Here is a 19289-nt window from a genome sequence, read left to right on the forward strand (position 1 = left end):
TCGTCGAACACGGCGGTGCGCAGACGATTCCACCGTTAGCTGCAGCAGGTTGGCAGAGCCGTCTTTGTTCATACCCTCGAGGTCTGACACGTCGACTCGACGGACTCCGGTCGCGACCTTGTCGGGCACTGTTCGGAGACATTAGGGGGCGACGACGCCGCACTCAAATGCTCCTGTGCACGGATCTGTGGATGACCTGTGGACGATGCGCGAACAACGCAGCGACCGTTGTGCAGGCCCTGTGGACAACATGGGGAGTTTGTGTGTGCACAAACGCGTTTGCGCACGTCAGGGACTGTGCGCGATTTCCACAGCAAAGAACTTGTATTCACTCGGCGTGTCACGGTGAAGTCGCATTCGGGCGTGTTCTCCATCTCGGGCAACAAGCGGAGAGCGACGAAGCTGTGAACACTCCGTGTGACGTGGGCGACATTCCGGTTCACCTCGGGATTCGACGCCGGGGCACTCGTCGAGAGCATTCGGTGACCCGATTCCGCCACCTCCGCGCCGCCCACTGTGGTGGACTGGGCGCGTGTCGCCTTTGGGTAGTGGTTCACGGCAGCCGCGTATTGCGCTGGCGTCCGCGCTCGTCGGTCTCGCGGCGATCTGCGCTTCTGTGGTTCACGCGGCGCCCGCGACGGCAGCGCCCCCTCTCCCGGCGGCTTTCGACCTCTCTCGGTTCCGGTCCGTCGACCCGACACAATTCCGTTCACTGGCCTACGACGACAACGGACGATCGTTCTTCACCACCGGCCGATGGAACTGCCAGATAGGTCCGGCGTTCCGCTCGGTGGGCTGTCAGGGCCGTCCTGCCACCGCGCCACCGGGCATCCAGGGCGCTGCCATCACCGCCGACGCCCAGGGTCCGTGGTGGGTCCCCAGCGCCGGTGGGCTGACCGGGACCACCTACCGCTTCGGCTCGACGTCGGGCTTCCGCCCACCGCGTCTTGGCGTCGGTACACGGGTCACGATCGCAGGTGTCACCTGCACCGTGCCGTCGAGCACTCAGGTCGCGTGCCGTACCGGTGAGCGGGCGCTCATCTTCGCCCCCGGCTTCCACAAGTTCTATTTCCCGGCAGCCGACACCGCACACAACGGAAACCCTGCGGCACGCTACCTACCGGTGTCGTTGCGATCGTCTGATCAGCTACCGAATCTGCCCGCGCCACCGACGTAAACGGCACGGCCGCGTCGATATGAGCGATCGCTCAGCTCGCCGCAGCGGACGCGACTGCCGTCGACGTCGAGCGGTGCCGACGAACGTGCACTCGACGCGGCGTCGCGGTCATCAGAAGACTGGCGTCGATGCCGTACGGGACAGCAACGACGGGCAGATCACCAGTGGCGCAGAGCCTTCGGGCCAGCTGTGTCGGGATCGACCCGCAGCCGAGGACCACGGCTGCAGCGCCGATGTCTCGTGCTTCGCGCGCGAGCACGACCGCCGGTGCACCGCTGCGCACCAGTCCGTGAACAGTCCGAGCTCCCGCAGCATGCGCGATCTCGCGCGCATGCCGCTGCACCTCGTGGATCACGGCCAGGTCTGTGAGCAGATATCCCTCGTCCCGGAGAGCGTCCCGCAGCCGACGTTCTTCGGCAGACCCCCTACCGGAACGCTGATAGCTGACGGGCGACGCCGGACGGACCGCGCTGACGAGATACAGCGGTGCAGTGTCGCCGACCGCTCGTGCCGCGTGCTCGACGGCCCACCGCGATCGGTCGGTGCCGCAGACCCCGATGACGATGGGCCGTTGGCCGTCCGGCGCCGGATCCGGTGTGGGAGTGCACCTGCTATCTGATGCGAGTGAAGTCCCACCACGGAGCGGGATGGTTGCGACCTGATGGTGGGTGATGTGGTGTCCGAAGAGTGTGCGTTTCATGACGACTCCGAGAGGCAGTACGTATCGTGATCGGACGAGCCCAGATCTGCGGCCGCACGTCGTCGTACTTCCCCGGTTCAAGTACTTCCCCGGTTCACCCGGTCGGGGCTCGCTTGACGATGACGCTACGAGTGCACACCGCCGACGCCGCGCGTAGCCGACTACTCCTTTTGCGTCGGCGCGCGTGTGCCGAGCTGCGGCGGGTACTCGGATCATGAGTCATGCCAACGACTTCCAGAGACGCCAAGAGCCGGGCGGAACGAACTCCGCCCGGCTCTGGTGACCGAGTTACACTACTGCGAAATCAGGCAGCGACGACGTCGACCTGAACGGTCGCGGTGACGTCGGGATGCAGGTTCACGACGACCGGGAAGGTGCCGGTCGACTTGATGTGTCCCTTGGGCAGTTCGACGTTACGCTTGTCGACTGCGGGGCCACCTGCGGACTTGATCGCGCCGGCGACATCGCCTGCGGTGACCGAGCCGAACAGCTTGCCCGAATCGTGCGTCTTGACCGTCAGGCTGATTCCCGAGAGATTCTCGAGCGCCTGCTTGACCTCGTTGGCGTGCTCGACGCCACGGATCTCACGAGCCTCTTGCGAGCGTCGGATGGTCTCGACCTGCTTCTCTGCACCACGGGTGGCCTTGATGGCCAGGCCGCGGGGCAGCAGGTAGTTGCGGCCGTAGCCGTCCTTGACCTCGACGGTGTCGCCGGCTTCGCCGAGGTTCTCCACGGCGGCGGTGAGGATGAGTTTCATGTCTGTATCCCCTTCCGGCTTATCGGGCGGTCGAGGTGAAGGGCAGCAGTGCCACCTCACGCGAGTTCTTGACGGCCACAGCGACGTCGCGCTGGTGCTGGACGCAGTTGCCGGTCACGCGACGCGACCGGATCTTGCCGCGGTCGGACAGGAAACGACGCAGCAGTGCGGTGTCCTTGTAGTCGATATCGGCCTTCTTGTCCTTGCAGAAGGAGCACGCCTTGGTCTTGGTGACCTTCTCGACGCGCACCTTCCGGGTGCTCTTAGCTTTTGCCATGTGTTACTCCAAAGTTGTTGCGCGACAGCATGTGTAGGTGCCGCCGTCGCGAATCAGAAGGGGGGTTCGTCGTCCCCGCCGCCGAAGTTTCCGCCGCTGCTCGCGGGTGCACTGCCCCACGGGTCGTCGGCCACCTGCTGGCCCGATCCCGACCCGCCGCCGCGGCTTCCGCCGCCGGACGAGCCGAAACCTCCGCCGCCCCCACCGCGCGAGGCCTTGTTGACCTTCGCGGTGGCGTAACGCAGTGATGGGCCGATCTCGTCGACCTCGAGCTCCACAACCGTGCGCTTCTCGCCCTCTCGGGTTTCGTACGACCGCTGCTTGAGGCGGCCCTGCACGATGACCCGGGATCCCTTGGTCAGACTCTCGGTCACGTTCTCCGCGGCCTCGCGCCAGATGTTGCAGCGCAGGAACAGCGCTTCGCCGTCCTTCCACTCGTTCGTCTGACGATCGAATGTGCGCGGCGTCGACGCCACCGTGAAGTTGGCCACCGCCGCACCCGACGGAGTGAACCGGAGTTCCGGATCAGCCGTGAGGTTGCCGATGACCGTGATGACCGTGTCGCCTGCCATGTGTTTCCCCTTAGGTCTACGTGTGGGCACTCGTCGAAGTCGATGTGCACCGCGAGTTGACCTCAACCCTAGGTGTCGACACCGACGAGATCGATGGATTCGTTCGGTCGATCAGGGATCTGTGGGTTACTTGCGCAGAACCTTGGTGCGCAGAACCGACTCGTTCAGCTTGAGCTGACGATCGAGCTCGCTGACCGTCTTGGGCTCGGCGTTGAGATCGATAACGGCGTAAATGCCTTCGCTGTGCTTCAGGATCTCGTAAGCGAGTCGGCGCTTGCCCCAGATGTCGACGTTGTCCACCTTGCCGCCGTCGTTACGGACAACATTGAGGAAGGTATCGAGTGAAGGGGCGACGGTGCGCTCGTCCAGATTCGGATCGAGGATGACCATCAATTCGTAGTGACGCATAAGACCACATCACCTCCTATGGGCTCATCGGCCACGGACTGTCCGCGGCAGGAGGGTCGCCTGCGTCGGCAACCGCTCCACCATACACGGGACACCCCTGACCAGCGAAATCAGCGTCGCGCCGACTCACGCAGTCGCTCAGCAGCGTCGTCGACAACCCTGCGCAACTCCTCAGGCGACTCGATCACGAAGGCGCATCCGAGTCCTACGAGCACGCCGGGAATCCATTCGAGTCGCTCGGCCGAGATCGACGCCCTGCACCAGATTTCGCCGTCGTCGGTCGAAAGTCGTTCCACGACGGCAACACTCGCCGGCAGGTGGACGCGGATGCTGTCCTCGTCGGCCTGGATGCGGAGCGACACCTGCCAGGTGCGCTCCGCGGTGGCGAAGCGATGCGCGAGGTCGAGCGGACCGCGTTCGTCGCGGAAGGGGCGTGAGGTGTATTCGCCATCCAGAGTGCGGATCGTCTGCACCCTGTCGACCCGGAACGTGCGTTCGGCACCCCTGCGCAGATCGAGACCGACCATGTACCAGTGACCCCTGTAGGCGATGAGGTCGTAGGGGTGCACCGTGCGGCGCTGCGTGGCGCCGGATTGCGCGGTGCGCGACGCCGACGCCCCGCGGTATGTGATGGCCAGCGGTCGACGGTGCGCCACCGCGTCGGCGATCGTCAGCAGGACCTCAGCGTGGGCCACCTCCGGTGTGCGCTCTCCCGCGAATATCGCGGTGTGCAGAAGTGCGTCGACCCGTGCCACCGCGTGGGGCGGGAGCGCTCGTCGCAGCTTGGACAGCGCGGTGTGCACCGCGGTGTCCGATGACAGATCCGTCGACTGCGCACGCAACAATCCGAGGGTCACCGCCACCGCCTCGTCGTCGGACAACATCAGCGGTGGCATGCGGTAGCCGGCCGAGACCCGATAGCCACCGTTGCGCCCACGAACCGACTCGACCGGGATGTCGAGCTCCCGCAGCTGCGCCACGTAGCGCCGCACAGTTCGTTCGTCGACGTCGAGTCGTCCGGCGAGTTCCCCAAGTGTGCGCACTCCGCTCGACTGCAGCAGTTCGAGGAGCATCAGCATGCGGGAGACGGGAGCCGTCATACCCCTGATCTTCTCATCAATACTGGACCGATTCTGTCCGGTATCGGACCTAGCGTGAGTGGTCGGTGATCACGAGGTCACCGTTCCCGCCACGGAAAGGTCGCGACATGAAACTGGCAGCCACCCGAATCATCACCGACGACGTCGACGCCCTGGTGACGTTCTACGAGAAGGTCACCGGCCTGACGGCCACCCGCCTGCATCCGCTGTTCGCCGAGTTCGCCACGCCGACCGGAACACTTGCCATCGCGAGTTCGCAGACCATCAGTTTGCTAGGAGAGAACGCACTCGAGCCGCGGGCCAACCGCTCGGTCACGTTGGATTTCCTCGTCGACGACGTCGACGCCCTCTACCCGACGTTGCAGGGCGTCGTCGACGACTTCGTGAACCAACCCACGACCATGCCGTGGGGCAACCGCTCACTGCTGTTCCGCGATCCCGACGGAAACCTCGTCAATCTGTTCAGTCCGGCGACGGACGACGCGCAGGCACGTTTCGCCCAGTGACCTCGTGGAGACCACCGACATCGACGGGTAGGTGACGCAGCCCACCGCACCCCGATCTCCTACCCTGTAGGCCATGCCCGCGCTCCGCTTCTCTCCGACCATGGGCTTCGGGCAGTACACGCTGTCGCGCCGCGGCGAGACGGCGCTGATCCTCCTGGTCTCGCTGCTTCTCACCTCGGTGGCTCTGTACTGGTCATACGTCATCAAACTGAAGTGCGGTGGCGAACCCTTCTACCCCGACGGACGCTCGCACCACTTCCCCGTCGGTGATGTGAACGCCGTGGTCCCCTGCTACTCCGACCTGATGTACCTGTGGGTTGGGCGCGACATCAACAACCATGTCTTCCCGTTCATCCACGGCGGCATCACGGCCGACGGGCACCTGTTCGGCGGTTCCGTCGAGTACCCGGTCCTGTCGGGACTGTTGATGTATCTCGGTGCGATCGGCGCCCACAACGACACCGAGTTCTTCACGCACTCCGCGCTGATCCTCATGCCGTTCGCCTTCGCCATCACGATCATGCTCGCACTCATGACCCGCTGGTGGGTGCTGCTGTGGGCGGCCACTCCGCCGCTGGTGCTCTACGCGTTCCACAACTGGGAGCTGCCGGTGGTCGCGACGGCGGTCGGCGCCGTGGCGGTGATGGCGTGGGGTGCGTCGATCAGTCCACGCACCGGAGACAGACGGCTCACGCTACGCACGTCGGCGATACTCGCGGCCGTCCTGTTGGGAATCGGCTTCTGCCTCAAGCTCTATCCGGGCTTCTTCGCGCTGCCGTTGGCGCTGTACGTACTGACGCGCGGCGGCGAGACCGCTGGGCCGGACCGTCGACGCGGGACTGACGACCTCGATTGGGCAGGTGCCGCCATGACCGCGGTGGCCGCGGCGGTGACGGTCGTGGCGATCCAGCTGCCGTTCATGATCCTCGGCTTCGAGGGATGGAAGGCTGCGCTCTCGTTCCAGGGCAAACGCAAGTCCGAGGTCGACACCAACTCGATCTGGTACTGGGGTCTCCGCCATTTCACCGGCGGACAGACCGACACCTACAACTCACTCGTCGGACTGCTGTCGCCGCTGCTGATAGTCTGCGCCTTCGCGCTCGCGGTGTATCTCGGCTGGCGCGTGTACCTGGACTCCGGGACCTACCCGTGGATCGGCGTCTCGGGTTCGATGCTCGCCGGATTCATGCTGTTCCACAAGGTTCATTCACCGCAGTACACCCTGTGGATTCTGCCGTTCTTCGTCCTCCTCAGGACACGCTGGCCGATCATCGTGGCCTACCTCGTCGCCGACTTCATCCTGGACACCACCATCTTCCGGCTGTTCGGCATCTACACGTCGGGATCGCCGATGCAGTGGTGGGTGATGGCGGGCGTGAACGTCGGCGTCTGGGTGACCGCAGCGATCCACCTGTATCTGATCTTCGCGTTCGTGCGTGCCCCATTGCGAGAACCGTTGGCCACCATCGTCGCTCCCCGTCCGCGACCGTCCGGCGACCCCGAACCGGTCCTCGCGACCTCGTCGTAGAGGAGTCGGCATGAACGAATGGCTCGGCACCCAGACGCTTGTCGGCGAGCGGGTCACCCTGCGGCCGTTGACCTTCGACGACGCTCCCGCGCTCGCGCGAGTGGTCGACGACCCGCAGCGCTTCGCGTGGACGTCGGTCCCCGACGACGAGGCGTCGGCGCGCGACTACATCGCCACGGCCCTGGCCGACGATTCACGCATCGCCTATGCCGTCATTGACAACACCGATGGCCGACTCGTCGGATCGACGAGCTACTACGACATCGATCAGGCCAACCGCTCGGTCGCGATCGGCTACACGTTCTACGCCGATTCAGCACAGGGCACTGCGGTCAACCCGACCGCGAAATACCTTTTGCTGCACCACGCCTTCGAGGACTGCGGAGTGATCCGCGTCGTCTGGCACACCCACGAGAACAATGCTCAGTCGCGGGCTGCGATCGCCAAACTCGGTGCGACGTTCGAGGGCCTTCTCCGCAAGCACCGCCGCTGGGGCGACGGCTGGCGCACCACAGCGCAGTACGCCATGATCGACGACGACTGGCCGCAAGCGAGAAGTGCTCTAGTGCAGCGCATCTCATCCCTTTAGTAGGACATCCCCGCGTGACGACCACCATCGTCGTAGTACTGCTCGAACCTGTGGGCGGCCCATTCGACGAGTTCCGTTGGCGGTTGGAGGTCAGGGGTTGTCATGCAACCTATGACGTCGAGAGTCTCCGAGCGGTTCCGCCCGAATTCTCGGCCATACCCGCTCGGGGCTCGAGCGCGTCCGGCCGATAAGCGCCCGCGGCACCGTCGAGCGGGCCGCCCGCGGGATCGTCGAGGGGTCGTCCCCGCCGGTCCCGTCGGACCAGGTCGTCCTCGGGGTGGTAGATCTGCCAGATCACGACGATGCACAGTACGACCACCATCAGCGCGCGTAGTGCCACGGCCAGCGTGAACCAGCCCTCGGGCAGCCATCGCCGGGACGGGTCGAGGAACAACGACATCCGCGGCACCCACACCAACGCGTCGATCACCATCCAGGTCATCAGCAGACGCGCATGAGGAATCGCGAGCACGGCGAGGGGCACCAGCCAGAGCGAATACTGCGGGCTCCACACCTTGTTGACCAGAAGGAAGCCTGCCACCATGAGGAACGCCAGCTGCGCGAGTCGTGGCCGTGTCGGTGCGCGTAGCGCCATGTACCCGATCCCACAGGCGATCACGACCAGCAGGCCGAGTGTGATCGCGTTCAGCAGCGTGATGTTCCATGTGAAACCAGCTGCTTTGGCGAGGATGTGGAAGACCGTGTCGGAGTCGGCACCACGCTCGCCGTTGTAGCGGAAAAACTCATACCATCCGCGCGGATACAGCAGCAGGATCGGGAGATTCACCACGACCCATGTCAGCACCGCCACCGACGCTGCGGCGAAGAAGTCGCTCACGCGTCTGGCCCGCAGGCACAGGACGAGAAGAACGAACAGCAGCAGGATCGGGTACCACTTCGACGCGACGCCCAGCCCGATGAACAGTCCGGCCAACCAGGGCTTGTTGCGTGACCACGCGAGGATCGCGACCGCGACCATCGCCACCGCGATGGCGTCGAAGTTGGTGAACGCGTGGACGATCACCAGCGGCGACAGTGCGGCGAGCCACGCGGCCCAGATGCGGGTACGAGCGGTCAGCGCCGTCGCCCACACCACGACGAGCCAGAACAGGGCGAGCCCGAGCGCAACGAGGTCGAAGAACAGGACCACGCTCAGCGCCGCGGGTACACCCCAGTTGTCGTGCAGCCACTGCCACCCGTGCGCCGCCTGCGCCATGCCGTACATGTAGAGCCCGGTGAGCACCGGATACTCCATGTACCGCTTGATGGTGTTGCCGTTCTGGTCCTCCTGGAACCAGTAGGCGCGATAGGGGAAGGCGCCCTTGTCCAGACGTTCTGCGCCGTACAGCGCGATGACGTCGGAGTAGCAGAGGTCGGTGAACTGGCGTTGGTTGTCCCAGTCGAGTCGCATCGAGTGCCCGGCGTCGTTGGCTTCCGACGTCGCCGGGGCCTGCTGCAGACACCCGGCCTTTCCGTACCAACTCAGCGCCAGTGCGCACAGCGACAACAAGAACAGCACTCGGATCGGTGTCCATCTGCGACTGCGCCCGACCGCGCCGTGCGCTCCGAGCGGACCGCCGATCACCCGGCTGGCGTCGCGGACGACGACGTCGCTTCGGCTCAGGATCACCCGCGAATCGTCGCTGCGCGGATCTTCGGACAGGGCGACCGGGCTCATCACGCCGTCGGCGATCACATCCCGCGATGCTGACGGTTTCGACGACGCGGCGTCGTCGGAGGCTGCTCGCGCCAACGAGTGGCGATCAGCCGACCGGCGGCTCAGGGGTGTCTCCGCCCTCGTTACCGGTTCCGCCCGTTCCTCCGGTGCCCCCGGTGCCTCCGCCTGTGTTGCCGTTCTCGGTCCCGTTACCGGTGTTGCCGGAGCCGGAGTTCCCCGGCGCCGGGTTGCCCGGGATCGGGATGGTCACACCGGGCGCGAGGGTGATGCCACCACCGCCACCGCCCGGAATCTGCGGTGCCTGCGGGGTGTCCTCACGCTGCGTACGAGTGCGCGGCGAGTTGTAGTTGTAGTCGGGGTTGTAGGTGCTGGTCGGTGCGTCGGCCGGTGCGCCTGCCTGGCCTCCCACAGCCGCGGGCTCGGGGAACTGCTCGATCTGGTCACCCTCGAGTGCGTTGTTCATCGTCTTCCGCCAGATCTGCGACGGCAGCCCGCTGCCGTAGACCGGCGACCCGCCGTAGTTGGTCAGCGCGGTGCCCTTGTCGGTACCGACCCACACCGCGGTGGCCAACTGCGGGGTGTACCCGACCATCCATGCGTCCTTGTTCTGACCGGTGTCGCCGAGCTGGGCGGTACCGGTCTTGGCGGCCGACGGACGTGCACCGTAGGTGTCGTCGGAGAGCGAGTTGCCGTTGGAGTACGCGGCGATCGGCTCGAGAGCCGAGGTCACGTTGTCGGCGACCTTGGCCGGGAAGACCCGCTGACCCTGGTTCTGCTGGTGCTCGTAGAGCACCTCACCGGTCGAGGTCTCCACCTTCTGCACCAGGTACGGCTCGCGGTACACGCCGGATGCGGCGAGAGTGGCGTACGCCGACGCCATGTCGATGACCCGCGACGGGTACTGACCGAGCACGACGCCGCCCTCGACCTGACCGTCGGGGTTCTGCAGCGTCTTCTGGATGTCGCCGAACGACTCCGCGACGCCGGCCTTGTGCGCGGCGTCGGCGACGGCGCGCGCCTGACCGTCGAGGTCCATCATCAGGCGGTAGTACACGGTGTTGAGCGACATCTTCATCGCGGTCGCGAGGTTGCACGAACCGCAGCTCTCACCGTCGGAGTTCTCGACGGTGAGCCCACTCGAGGTGGTGTACGGGGCCGAGCTGTAGACCTTCGACAGCGGGATACCCTGCTGCAGTGCGGCAATCAAGGCGAAGACCTTGAACGACGATCCCGTCTGCAGACCCGCCTGCGCGTAGTCCCAGCCCTGGCCGTCGTCGCCGCCGTAGTAGCCGCGGACGCCACCGGTCTTGGGATCGATCGACACGACGGCGTCGCGGATCTTGTCCGGCTCCCCGTTGAGCACGCCGTTGTCGCACGAGTAGATCTTGTTCTCCCGGCACGCCGCCTGGACCGCGGCGTTCTGTGCCTTGGGGTCGATGGTCGTGGTGACCTTGAGGCCCTCGGTCCGCACCTGCTGCTCGGAGATGTTGAGCTTGTTGAGCTCGGCCATCACCTGACGCTTGATCAGCCCGTTGGGTCCCGGCGTCTCGACAGCGGCCGCCGGCTGGGGATAGACCTTGGGGTACTGCATCGACGCGCGCTCTGACTGCTTGAGCGAACCGATCTGGACCATGCCGTCGAGGACGTAGTTCCACCGCCCCTCGGAAGCGACCTTGTCGACCGCGGGGTCGTAGTAGGAAGGCGAACGGATCGCCGCCGCCAACACCGCCGACTCCTCGGGGGTCAGCTTGCTGACGTCCTTACGGAAGTACGCCTGCGATGCCGCGGACACTCCGTACGCACCGCGCCCGAAGTAGATGGTGTTGAGGTAGGCCGCCATGATGTCGTCCTTGGACCACTGCCCCGACATCTTGGTCGCGATCGCGAGCTCTTTGAACTTGCGCTCATAACTGTGCTCGTCGCCGACGAGTGCATTCTTGACGTATTGCTGCGTGATGGTCGAACCACCACCGGCGTCGGCGTTGTTGGTGAAACGACCCAGCACCGCGCGACCGATGCCGGTCACCGAGAAGCCTTCGTTGCTCCGGAACTGGCGATCCTCCGCCGCGATGACGGCGTCCTGCATCGACTTGGGGATGTCGCTGATCTTGACGTCGGTGCGATTGCCCTCGGGCGGCACGACCTTGGCCAGCGTCTTGCCCGACGAGTCGGTGATCAGCGCCACCTGGTTCTGCTTGATGTCGCCAGGGCTGGGCACGCTCGCGGTCGCGTAAGCGATCGCGAAGGCGAGGATGCCGATCAGAATGACGGCGGGGACCAACCCGCCGAGAATGCCGAGCGTCCAGGCGATAACCCGATGCCGCGACCGCGTAGTCTGCTCGGCATCGTTCTTGGCCGATCCACTCGGCCGTTTACCCGTGCCGCGCGACGACTCCGTCCCGCTCATCGATCACCTTTCCGCACCGCTACCCACAACCCGCTCACGCGTGTTCGAACAGTGTTGTCCGAGGTCAGAACCGCCACCATGGTCGGTTTGCCGCTCCTCACAGTACTTCTCCATCGCATGTAACCCACTCCACTGTGACGTACGCGGTGGTTACGCGGCAAAAACCTGCGGCACACACCACACACGCCTCATCGTCGACGAGCGTCACATCTCTCGTCGACGATCGCGGAACAATCGTTATTCGGCCACCCGCCGACGACGTCGTGTCGATCGCGGCGGCAGACCCGCAACGTACGACTGCACGAGATGGTTCCAGCTGCAGGTACGGCAGACCTCGACGACGTGCACGGTGAATTCTTCGGCAGTCGCGTCGAGTCTCGCGATCTCTTCGGAGGTACGGGCCGACCCCGATACCTGACCGAGCCGGTCGCCGAACACCCACGAAACCAGTGTCACCTGCTCCTTACGGCAGATCGGGCACAGCGTCGACGACGGGCGCCCGTGAAACTTCGCGGCGCGCAACAGGTAGGGATTCGCATCGCACACGTCGGCGACGGCTGTCCGGCCGGAGTGGACATCGGACAGCCGCGACCGACGCTGCAAGGCGTAGTCGACGATCTGGCGCACGTGTTTCAGGGTACGTCGTCGCGATCGGCGGCGTCTCTGTGACGCTCCAGCCAGCTCCGAGTCGTCCACCGGACACCTGAGGGACACGTCTTCGACACTCCCCCGTCGACACGGTTATATCGGTGCGATACATTGAGAACAACATCGGCGCGACATGCTGTGCCGTCCCATCGGAGATGCGCGGCGTTCGCGATCAACAGTTCACACAATCGAGGAGGTGCGCACCATGCTGGAGCTCGCCATTCTCGGACTGCTGCTCGAGTCGCCGATGCACGGCTACGAGCTGCGCAAACGCCTCACCGGACTGTTGGGCGCTTTTCGCGCGTTCTCGTACGGCTCCCTGTATCCGACGCTGCGTCGGATGCAGGCCGACGGCCTGATCGACGAGGCGAGTGCGCCGGCGGGCGTCAAAGTTCGACGCGGTCGGCGCGTGTACCAACTGACCGAGAAGGGTCGCACCCGCTTCAACGAGCTCGTCGCCGACACCGGTCCGCAGAATTACACCGACGACGGGTTCGGCGTGCACCTAGCCTTCTTCTCCAGGACTCCGGCGGTGGCCCGGATGCGCATCCTCGAGGGGCGTCGTCGTCAGGTCGAGGAGCGGCGCGAGGGACTGCGTGAACTCGTCACCCGCGCGACACGCGCGTCGGACCGGTATACCCGCCAACTGCACGAGCTGAGCCTCGAATCCAGCGAGCGCGAGGTGCGCTGGCTCAACGAGCTCATCGCCGCAGAACACACACTTCCGGACGCGAGCCCACAGCAGGGCCGCGACGGGACAGAAGAAACACCCGAGCCGCCGGAACCGGCTGCGCTCGACACCGCCCCGGTGCCCCAGAATTCACCGGCGGTGACCCACGTTCCAGGGTCCAGCGACGTTCGCGGTCCCAGAGAAAAAGAAGGAGAACCCGACCATGGGTGAGCCCAATAAGGTGCGCGTGGCCATAGTGGGCGTAGGAAACTGCGCTTCATCCTTGGTCCAGGGCGTTCAGTACTACAAGGACGCCGACGAGAACTCGACCGTCCCCGGCCTGATGCACGTCAAGTTCGGGCAGTATCACGTGCGCGACGTCGAGTTCGTCGCCGCCTTCGACGTCGACGCCAAGAAGGTCGGTTTCGACCTCTCCGACGCGATCTTCGCGAGCGAGAACAACACCATCAAGATCGCCGACGTCCCGCCGACCGGTGTCACCGTGCAGCGCGGCCACACCCTCGACGGTCTGGGCAAGTACTACCTGCAGACGATCACCGAGGCCGACGGCGACGGCGTCGACGTGGTGCAGACACTCAAGGACAACGAGGTCGACGTCCTGGTGTCCTACCTGCCGGTGGGCTCCGAGCAGGCCGACAAGTTCTACGCGCAGTGCGCGATCGACGCGGGCGTCGCCTTCGTCAACGCCCTGCCCGTGTTCATCGCGTCCGACCCCGAGTGGGCCGAGAAGTTCCGCGCCGCAGGCGTGCCGATCGTCGGCGACGACATCAAGAGCCAGGTGGGCGCGACCATCACCCACCGCGTGATGGCCAAGCTGTTCGAGGACCGCGGCGTCGCACTCGACCGCACCTACCAGCTCAACGTCGGCGGCAACATGGACTTCAAGAACATGCTCGAGCGTGAGCGCCTGGAATCGAAGAAGGTCTCCAAGACCCAGGCTGTCACGGCGAACCTCACCGGCTCGCTCGCCGGCAAGGTCGAGGACAAGAACGTCCACATCGGACCGTCGGACCACGTCGCATGGCTCGACGACCGCAAGTGGGCCTACGTTCGCCTCGAAGGCCGCGCCTTCGGCGACGTTCCGCTGAACCTGGAGTACAAGCTCGAGGTGTGGGACTCCCCCAACTCGGCAGGCATCATCATCGACGCCGTGCGCGCCGCGAAGATCGCCAAGGACCGCGGCATCGGCGGACCGATCCTCCCGGCCTCGGCCTACCTGATGAAGAGCCCGCCCGAGCAGCTCGCCGACGATGTCGCACGCCAGCAGCTGGAGACGTTCATCGAGGGCTGAGTACGGCAGTACCCGGTCGCGCCAGCACAGACCACAACAACGTCCCCGCCAGGGGTTCGAGGGCTTAGCGCCCTCGAACCCCTGGCGGGGATTTCTTAGTTCGGCGGAGTCGCGACACGGTGACGATGTGCACGGATCTGATGTGATCCGAACAGACGATTCAATGTGAGCGTCACCACTCTCGTGCGCTCACAGCTGCGCTCCGCGTTATAACCTCACCAGACCATCACGGAACAAGCGCAGCGTCATGAGCGCGGGTTTAACTACGAGACGCACCTTAGGTGCGCTAGACGACACTCGTATCGGAGGCATAACCTGTCATGAACTGTGAAGACTATGACCTCGTCGAGGTAGTTAACGACGACAACAGCAAGATCTACATCACCGCACTCGTACTGGACCCCGAGTCTGACGTCTCCGATAAACGACTTTCCATCAAGGCTGAGACACTGCTCGACGTCGTCACTCCCCTAGCTGACGGCATCAAGTCACGTCTCGCTGCCGCATCGCCAGACGAGGTGTCAGTCACCATTAAGCTCGGCGTCGGCATTCAAAGCGGTAAAGCGGTGGCGATCATCGCGGATGGCAAGATCGACGGCTCCATCGAAGTTGTCGCCAAATGGGCGAATCTACATTGACCCCAGAAGATTTCGGCGAGGAGGATCTCAAGTGGATTTCAGATTTGACCGTACGCCCAATCAGCACAGGTGAGAATAACGGTACTTGCTTCTTCGTATCGCCGTCGCATATTGTCACTGCGGCGCACAACATCGGTGGCAACGACCGTTTTTATGTCGGCAATGTGCCATACACGCGCGATGATGTGTTGCATGTAGACCAACCCAACGATCTCGCTCTCATCCACGCCAAACAAGCGTCAGATTTCTGGCTGGTTCCAGAAGGCGATATCCGATTCAACAGAAGGTACCTATGCATTGCCAGGTTCGCGGATCACCGGGAGAGTGTGTTCCTGACCGCGAACGGCACGCGAGAGTCCCCCGAGGACGGCGGGAGGCTTATTGCCCTTAACGGGGGCCAGGTGAGTAGGGGCTTCAGCGGCAGTCCTATCATTGATTTGCAGTCACTGTGCGCTGTAGGGATGATTCGCAAGACGCGAGACTTTCGCAAACCAAATGATCTCGGTGGATTCATGGCACCACTATCAGCACTCGCACCGTTTCTGCAGCCAATCCGCGATAACGGCCGTAATCTGTCCATGTTGTCGGGCCTCCGACTGCGACTCACCGGAACCGAATCTTCAAGATTAGCCAAGACTCGCACTAAGCTTCCGCATAATCGCGGCGCGGGATACGGGCGTACCGGCGACATCGCGCAGATTCTGAACGATGCGCGGCTCGGTCACCAGATCTGGATCACCGGGTCGCCCGGAATCGGAAAGACAACGGTCGTCACCAAAACGCTCAAGCGCGTGCCTCAGGAGAGGTTCGACGGGGCATTCTACTTCGACGTCGGCATTTACAACGGCGTCGGAGATGAGTGGCCCATCCTTCGAGCGATCACAGACCAGTTTGATCTAGGTATTAGAACGAGCCCCTTCGGGGGAACGCCACCCGAAACAGTCGCTGCTCACATTCGGCTCCGTATCAGCCAAGAGATGTCCGGTTGCATCGTCGCCCTCGACCACTTCAGCACGACTGATCATACATTTTGTAGTGATCTGAACACGTTGGAGGACGGACCTCTCGCCTCAGCGTGCACCCTCATTGTCGCAAGTCCGAGCGTATTTCGCGACGACGAAAGAACAGATCAAGCCCAAGTCGAAATCGATCCATTAGACGCGGTGTCAGCAGCACTGATTGTCAGCGACGTCACAGGTGCCAGCTCAGAAGTTGCGCTTCGATTCGCCGAAAGCCTAGAAGCGCACATGCGATCGCCGCGTGATCTTATCCGCGTCCTTCGCAATGCTGAGGTCGCGGCCACCGTGAGCGATGAAGAGAGTACAGCGGCCAAAGAGGCCTTCCGCTCTGCGTATCGCGAACGATTCCGCTCCGCGATCACAGCGACACCGGATGCTGAACGCGCGGCCCTCGTCGACGCGGTGTGGTCGTACCTCACCGATGCAACTGCGGCCGAACGCCACCGCACACCGGCTGACATCACTCCGATTCTCGGACGAGCGATCCCAGGGAATGCCAAGGAGGCCATATACCTTAGCGGAGAGGATCTCTACGAGACACTCGACGACGACATGCTCAAACACCGACTCAATGACTCCGATTTCAAAGCCAATCTCGACAAGCTACTCAGTACTATCGATCGGGCACGCTCTACCGATTCGGCTTCCGCTGAGCCAGCTCCCGCAAATCTTGCGACTATTGACGAGTTGATCGACGAAGTCGCCCTAGCAAGCAGAACCAGTACTCTGGGCCCTATCATCGTTACACCCCCCCGATTTGCGTCAGCAGAAGGGGATCAAACGCTATCGCGAGCGCTATCCAGAATTCGCTCGATCAGAAACGAGGTCCGGCGGCTCGACGAACTCAGTGACTGCGCCGTGCCAGCCAAGATCGACTTGAGCGCATACGCGCTGGAACTCGTCGCAAACGAGCTCTGTTACACCGATCTTGTACACGACTTTCCTCGTCAGGTCGATGCCTATAGGCGAAGAGTGATCGACCGCGCGACGCGTGGCCCCGCCGTCGCAGACACCGACACTGCTTGGCGGATCCGACTCGACTCGTGCGAATCCGCAATTAGTCGCGGATCAGTGGACGATGTCGCCGCAACCTGGATACGCGAGCTATCTGAGCGCTCCACGGACCGTCCGTCATCGGTAGCTGGGCAACTGCAGATTCGCGCGAAGATTCATCGACTCATTGTTGACGGCGACGCAGAACAGCTGGGAGGAGTGTGGCATGAGGTACAGCGCGTCGTGGCTGACATGACCGCTGTCAGCACACCCGACAACGAGATAGCCGATCTAGTGGCCAAGTTTATCTCGGCGAGCGCTGCCCTCGATTCGCGCTCTCCCACTCTACGTGCAAGCGTCAAACAGTTTCAGGAGACAATGTTCGGCGATGATGATGATTCATCATCAATAAGTAAGTACTGCCTATCGACCCGCGCCGTATCTATTACGGCCGCGACGCTCGATGCCCACGAAGAGAAAGAGTTGCTCGAGCCTTTCTTGAAGCGGGCCATCAAGCATATGGCGTCCGTACTGGAGACCCTCCGAGAACTCGCGATTGCGGGTGACAACAGGCCTGTCCTAACCTCTGCGCGCCAACGTCGGAGACTGTCCAGGTTGTTGTTCGACCGAGGGCTCATGGAGCAGGCCCGGCTCGAGCGGGATGCAGCGATCTCCGAACTCCGGTGGGTCGTCGACAATTGCCCTACTCCTGCAGCATGGCTAACCCTCCTCCGTTGCGTGGACACCGAAGAGCGCTTCGCTCTCGAGGACACCCTCCAATTGGCGTCACTACGCACAAACGACTCCATGAACCGGTTCGCACCATTGCGGAAGCAATACCGGAAATGGGCGCAAAGTATCGCAGGAGTGAACATGCGTCTGGTGGAGATCGAATACATGCTCTTGGAGAGCACCTGGTCCCGAGAGGGGTCGATTCTGCAGATCGCAAACCACTCAGACCGCCGGTGGATGAGTCGACCAATCGACCAAAAGCTAAAGAAGCTGACGCACTTGCACGAGCAGCGAGTTCTGTCGCTTGACAGACTTCAGCGAAGATTCGGACACTCACACTTTTCCACAGTGATGCGTGCAAGCGTGGAGGCGCAATACCAGACCAGCGTCGCGCTTATCAAGCGCTCGGATTTCGATCCGCTCCCAGTCGATGCGATTTTGAACAAAGGGCTCACTGCAGATCCCCAGTCCCTGAGGCTAAAGTTCGAAAGAGCCCGGCATCTGCGGTCACGTCGCCAGTTCGCGGAAGCACGTATGCAACTCGACGCGAGCGAAACCAATTTGTCTATCGCTGACCCTCTACTAGCTCGCGCGTGGCGCGTCCTGTACGCCGATGTACTACTTCAGCTCGCTGCAATGGCAGAACCCGACGAACGCATCCGACTAGCAACAGAGGCCGTTGGCATAGTCGATCAATACGCTGACGGCGACATTAGGGCAGCGATGATTCTGGGTAGGGCTCACGCAGAAGCAGGTTACGCGCCTCGTGTATCGATGATCTCGGTTGTCCAACTACTTGTGCAGGCGAACGAATTCGCTGAGTTTGTCGACAATTTCCGGGACCGCGTTACGGAGTTCGATTCACTCGCGTTGCGTGTGGGCGACAAGGCGACGGCTCAGCTTGTTACCGACGTCACGAATCCAGAGGCACTCTTCGGATACGCGCTAGTGCTTATTCGACACTTCATTCGTTCAGACCGAAGTGAAGCGACTCTAAACTTCCTTAAGGCCGCGATGCTCTGTCTCGACGGCGCTCGGGTGATGACGTCCGGTCGCGCCATGACGCCAGTCGTGAACTTCTTGATTGGGTTGAGCGCAATCATGGCGTGTCGGATCACCGGTCTCGCAGATCCGCTCGGATGCTCAAAGATGTTCGGATTCGACTACCGCAACGACGAAGCGATGGGAAAAGCACGACTGCAGTCAGCGAAAGATCTCTCCGTTGGTAGTTTCAGATCGCTGATCGGCCGTTACGCTGCGGACCCGTCGATGATCGACCCTGCATTCGACGAGGCGTCGCATACTAACCGGGTGGATGCGTGCCGAAGGGGATTGGGTCGCTATCGCGTTCGTCACTGACATCCGTCATGAGCCGAAACGTGGGCAAGTCGAACTGAACGATCGTCAAGTGAGTCGCGAACTCACGCCTGCGGCGAGAGCACATCCTCGTGCCCGTGCCTGCGGCACCAGCTGACGATGTAGCGGGCGTGCAGGCCGCACCAGCGGTACACAGAGGCCTGAGTGAGCGTGAGTCGGTCGTCGTGTTCTTTCCGCTCATGCATCATCGGTCCGAGATAG

At 63.2% G+C, this 19289-nt stretch carries 17 protein-coding genes and 1 pseudogene; 8 read left to right on the forward strand and 10 right to left on the reverse strand.

Annotated elements, in window-relative coordinates; translation table 11 throughout:
* Window positions 1-541 precede the first annotated feature (541 nt).
* On the forward strand, window positions 542-1177 hold the full coding sequence (locus GOOTI_RS22800) for a hypothetical protein (RefSeq protein WP_039994593.1): 636 nt from the start codon (window positions 542-544) through the stop codon (window positions 1175-1177).
* A 31-nt stretch (window positions 1178-1208) separates the two neighbouring features.
* On the opposite strand, the gene GOOTI_RS22805 is transcribed toward GOOTI_RS22800, so the two are convergent.
* The 6 genes from GOOTI_RS22805 to GOOTI_RS22830 form a co-directional block, all read right to left on the reverse strand.
* A complete protein-coding gene (locus tag GOOTI_RS22805) occupies window positions 1209-1877 on the reverse strand; it encodes a universal stress protein (protein WP_007240966.1) in 669 nt (222 codons plus the stop codon).
* A gap of 304 nt (window positions 1878-2181) precedes the next feature.
* A complete protein-coding gene (rplI, locus tag GOOTI_RS22810; RefSeq protein ID WP_007240967.1) occupies window positions 2182-2634 on the reverse strand; it encodes a 50S ribosomal protein L9 in 453 nt (150 codons plus the stop codon).
* Between the two features lie 19 nt (window positions 2635-2653).
* Complete coding sequence (gene rpsR / locus GOOTI_RS22815; protein WP_005177187.1) at window positions 2654-2911, reverse strand: 30S ribosomal protein S18; 258 nt, start codon at window positions 2909-2911, stop codon at window positions 2654-2656.
* Window positions 2912-2964: 53 nt separating this feature from the next.
* Window positions 2965-3483, reverse strand: a complete 519-nt coding sequence (locus GOOTI_RS22820) for a single-stranded DNA-binding protein (protein ID WP_007240968.1) — start codon at window positions 3481-3483, stop codon at window positions 2965-2967.
* 126 nt (window positions 3484-3609) lie between these two features.
* Complete coding sequence (gene rpsF, locus GOOTI_RS22825) at window positions 3610-3891, reverse strand: 30S ribosomal protein S6 (RefSeq protein ID WP_005202393.1); 282 nt, start codon at window positions 3889-3891, stop codon at window positions 3610-3612.
* Window positions 3892-4001: 110 nt separating this feature from the next.
* Window positions 4002-4991: a helix-turn-helix transcriptional regulator gene (locus tag GOOTI_RS22830; RefSeq protein ID WP_007240969.1), complete on the reverse strand. Its 990-nt coding sequence runs from the start codon at window positions 4989-4991 to the stop codon at window positions 4002-4004.
* A gap of 107 nt (window positions 4992-5098) precedes the next feature.
* Between GOOTI_RS22830 and GOOTI_RS22835 the strand changes: the two genes are divergently transcribed.
* The 3 genes from GOOTI_RS22835 to GOOTI_RS22845 all read left to right on the forward strand — a co-directional run bounded on the left by GOOTI_RS22835 (window position 5099) and on the right by GOOTI_RS22845 (window position 7614).
* A complete protein-coding gene (locus GOOTI_RS22835) occupies window positions 5099-5497 on the forward strand; it encodes a VOC family protein (RefSeq protein ID WP_007240970.1) in 399 nt (132 codons plus the stop codon).
* Window positions 5498-5570: 73 nt separating this feature from the next.
* Window positions 5571-7025: a glycosyltransferase family protein gene (locus GOOTI_RS22840; RefSeq protein ID WP_007240971.1), complete on the forward strand. Its 1455-nt coding sequence runs from the start codon at window positions 5571-5573 to the stop codon at window positions 7023-7025.
* Between the two features lie 10 nt (window positions 7026-7035).
* Entirely contained in the window at window positions 7036-7614 is a 579-nt protein-coding gene (locus GOOTI_RS22845) for a GNAT family N-acetyltransferase (protein ID WP_007240972.1), read from the forward strand.
* A gap of 109 nt (window positions 7615-7723) precedes the next feature.
* Here GOOTI_RS22845 and GOOTI_RS22850 read toward each other — a convergent pair whose 3' ends face one another.
* The 3 genes from GOOTI_RS22850 to GOOTI_RS22860 all read right to left on the reverse strand — a co-directional run bounded on the left by GOOTI_RS22850 (window position 7724) and on the right by GOOTI_RS22860 (window position 12326).
* A complete protein-coding gene (locus GOOTI_RS22850) occupies window positions 7724-9292 on the reverse strand; it encodes a glycosyltransferase family 87 protein (RefSeq protein WP_233425562.1) in 1569 nt (522 codons plus the stop codon).
* A gap of 85 nt (window positions 9293-9377) precedes the next feature.
* Window positions 9378-11699 (reverse strand): transglycosylase domain-containing protein, encoded by a 2322-nt coding sequence (locus GOOTI_RS22855; RefSeq protein WP_007240974.1) that lies wholly within the window; start codon window positions 11697-11699, stop codon window positions 9378-9380.
* A gap of 237 nt (window positions 11700-11936) precedes the next feature.
* Window positions 11937-12326 carry a DUF5318 family protein gene (locus tag GOOTI_RS22860; protein ID WP_007240975.1) on the reverse strand — a complete coding sequence of 130 codons (390 nt, stop codon included), beginning with the start codon at window positions 12324-12326 and terminating at the stop codon, window positions 11937-11939.
* A gap of 226 nt (window positions 12327-12552) precedes the next feature.
* On the opposite strand from GOOTI_RS22860, the gene GOOTI_RS22865 reads away from it, so the two are divergent.
* The 4 genes from GOOTI_RS22865 to GOOTI_RS22880 all read left to right on the forward strand — a co-directional run bounded on the left by GOOTI_RS22865 (window position 12553) and on the right by GOOTI_RS22880 (window position 19070).
* Window positions 12553-13248, forward strand: coding sequence for a PadR family transcriptional regulator (locus GOOTI_RS22865; protein WP_007240976.1), 696 nt, complete (start codon window positions 12553-12555; stop codon window positions 13246-13248).
* Complete coding sequence (locus GOOTI_RS22870; protein WP_007240977.1) at window positions 13241-14329, forward strand: inositol-3-phosphate synthase; 1089 nt, start codon at window positions 13241-13243, stop codon at window positions 14327-14329. Before GOOTI_RS22865 ends, GOOTI_RS22870 begins: the two co-directional genes overlap by 8 nt.
* A 320-nt stretch (window positions 14330-14649) precedes the next feature.
* On the forward strand, window positions 14650-14967 hold the full coding sequence (locus GOOTI_RS22875) for a CU044_2847 family protein (protein WP_007240978.1): 318 nt from the start codon (window positions 14650-14652) through the stop codon (window positions 14965-14967).
* Complete coding sequence (locus GOOTI_RS22880) at window positions 14949-19070, forward strand: trypsin-like peptidase domain-containing protein (RefSeq protein WP_007240979.1); 4122 nt, start codon at window positions 14949-14951, stop codon at window positions 19068-19070. The genes GOOTI_RS22875 and GOOTI_RS22880 overlap by 19 nt, the downstream gene beginning before the upstream one ends.
* A 62-nt stretch (window positions 19071-19132) precedes the next feature.
* Here GOOTI_RS22880 and GOOTI_RS26940 read toward each other — a convergent pair.
* Window positions 19133-19289 (reverse strand): annotated as a pseudogene (locus tag GOOTI_RS26940) (MSMEG_1198 family transcriptional regulator); the annotation flags it as partial.

It is taken from the genome of Gordonia otitidis NBRC 100426 (assembly GCF_000248075.1).
Taxonomy (GTDB): domain Bacteria; phylum Actinomycetota; class Actinomycetes; order Mycobacteriales; family Mycobacteriaceae; genus Gordonia; species Gordonia otitidis.

Coding starts and splice junctions, on each gene's coding strand:
- GOOTI_RS22805 (WP_007240966.1), bottom strand. CDS start 1,877: ATGAAACGCACACTCTTCGGACACCACATCACCCACCATCAGGTCGCA.
- rplI (WP_007240967.1), bottom strand. CDS start 2,634: ATGAAACTCATCCTCACCGCCGCCGTGGAGAACCTCGGCGAAGCCGGC.
- rpsR (WP_005177187.1), bottom strand. CDS start 2,911: ATGGCAAAAGCTAAGAGCACCCGGAAGGTGCGCGTCGAGAAGGTCACC.
- GOOTI_RS22820 (WP_007240968.1), bottom strand. CDS start 3,483: ATGGCAGGCGACACGGTCATCACGGTCATCGGCAACCTCACGGCTGAT.
- rpsF (WP_005202393.1), bottom strand. CDS start 3,891: ATGCGTCACTACGAATTGATGGTCATCCTCGATCCGAATCTGGACGAG.
- GOOTI_RS22830 (WP_007240969.1), bottom strand. CDS start 4,991: ATGACGGCTCCCGTCTCCCGCATGCTGATGCTCCTCGAACTGCTGCAG.
- GOOTI_RS22835 (WP_007240970.1), top strand. CDS start 5,099: ATGAAACTGGCAGCCACCCGAATCATCACCGACGACGTCGACGCCCTG.
- GOOTI_RS22840 (WP_007240971.1), top strand. CDS start 5,571: ATGCCCGCGCTCCGCTTCTCTCCGACCATGGGCTTCGGGCAGTACACG.
- GOOTI_RS22845 (WP_007240972.1), top strand. CDS start 7,036: ATGAACGAATGGCTCGGCACCCAGACGCTTGTCGGCGAGCGGGTCACC.
- GOOTI_RS22850 (WP_233425562.1), bottom strand. CDS start 9,292: ATGAGCCCGGTCGCCCTGTCCGAAGATCCGCGCAGCGACGATTCGCGG.
- GOOTI_RS22855 (WP_007240974.1), bottom strand. CDS start 11,699: ATGAGCGGGACGGAGTCGTCGCGCGGCACGGGTAAACGGCCGAGTGGA.
- GOOTI_RS22865 (WP_007240976.1), top strand. CDS start 12,553: ATGCTGGAGCTCGCCATTCTCGGACTGCTGCTCGAGTCGCCGATGCAC.
- GOOTI_RS22870 (WP_007240977.1), top strand. CDS start 13,241: ATGGGTGAGCCCAATAAGGTGCGCGTGGCCATAGTGGGCGTAGGAAAC.
- GOOTI_RS22875 (WP_007240978.1), top strand. CDS start 14,650: ATGAACTGTGAAGACTATGACCTCGTCGAGGTAGTTAACGACGACAAC.
- GOOTI_RS22880 (WP_007240979.1), top strand. CDS start 14,949: ATGGGCGAATCTACATTGACCCCAGAAGATTTCGGCGAGGAGGATCTC.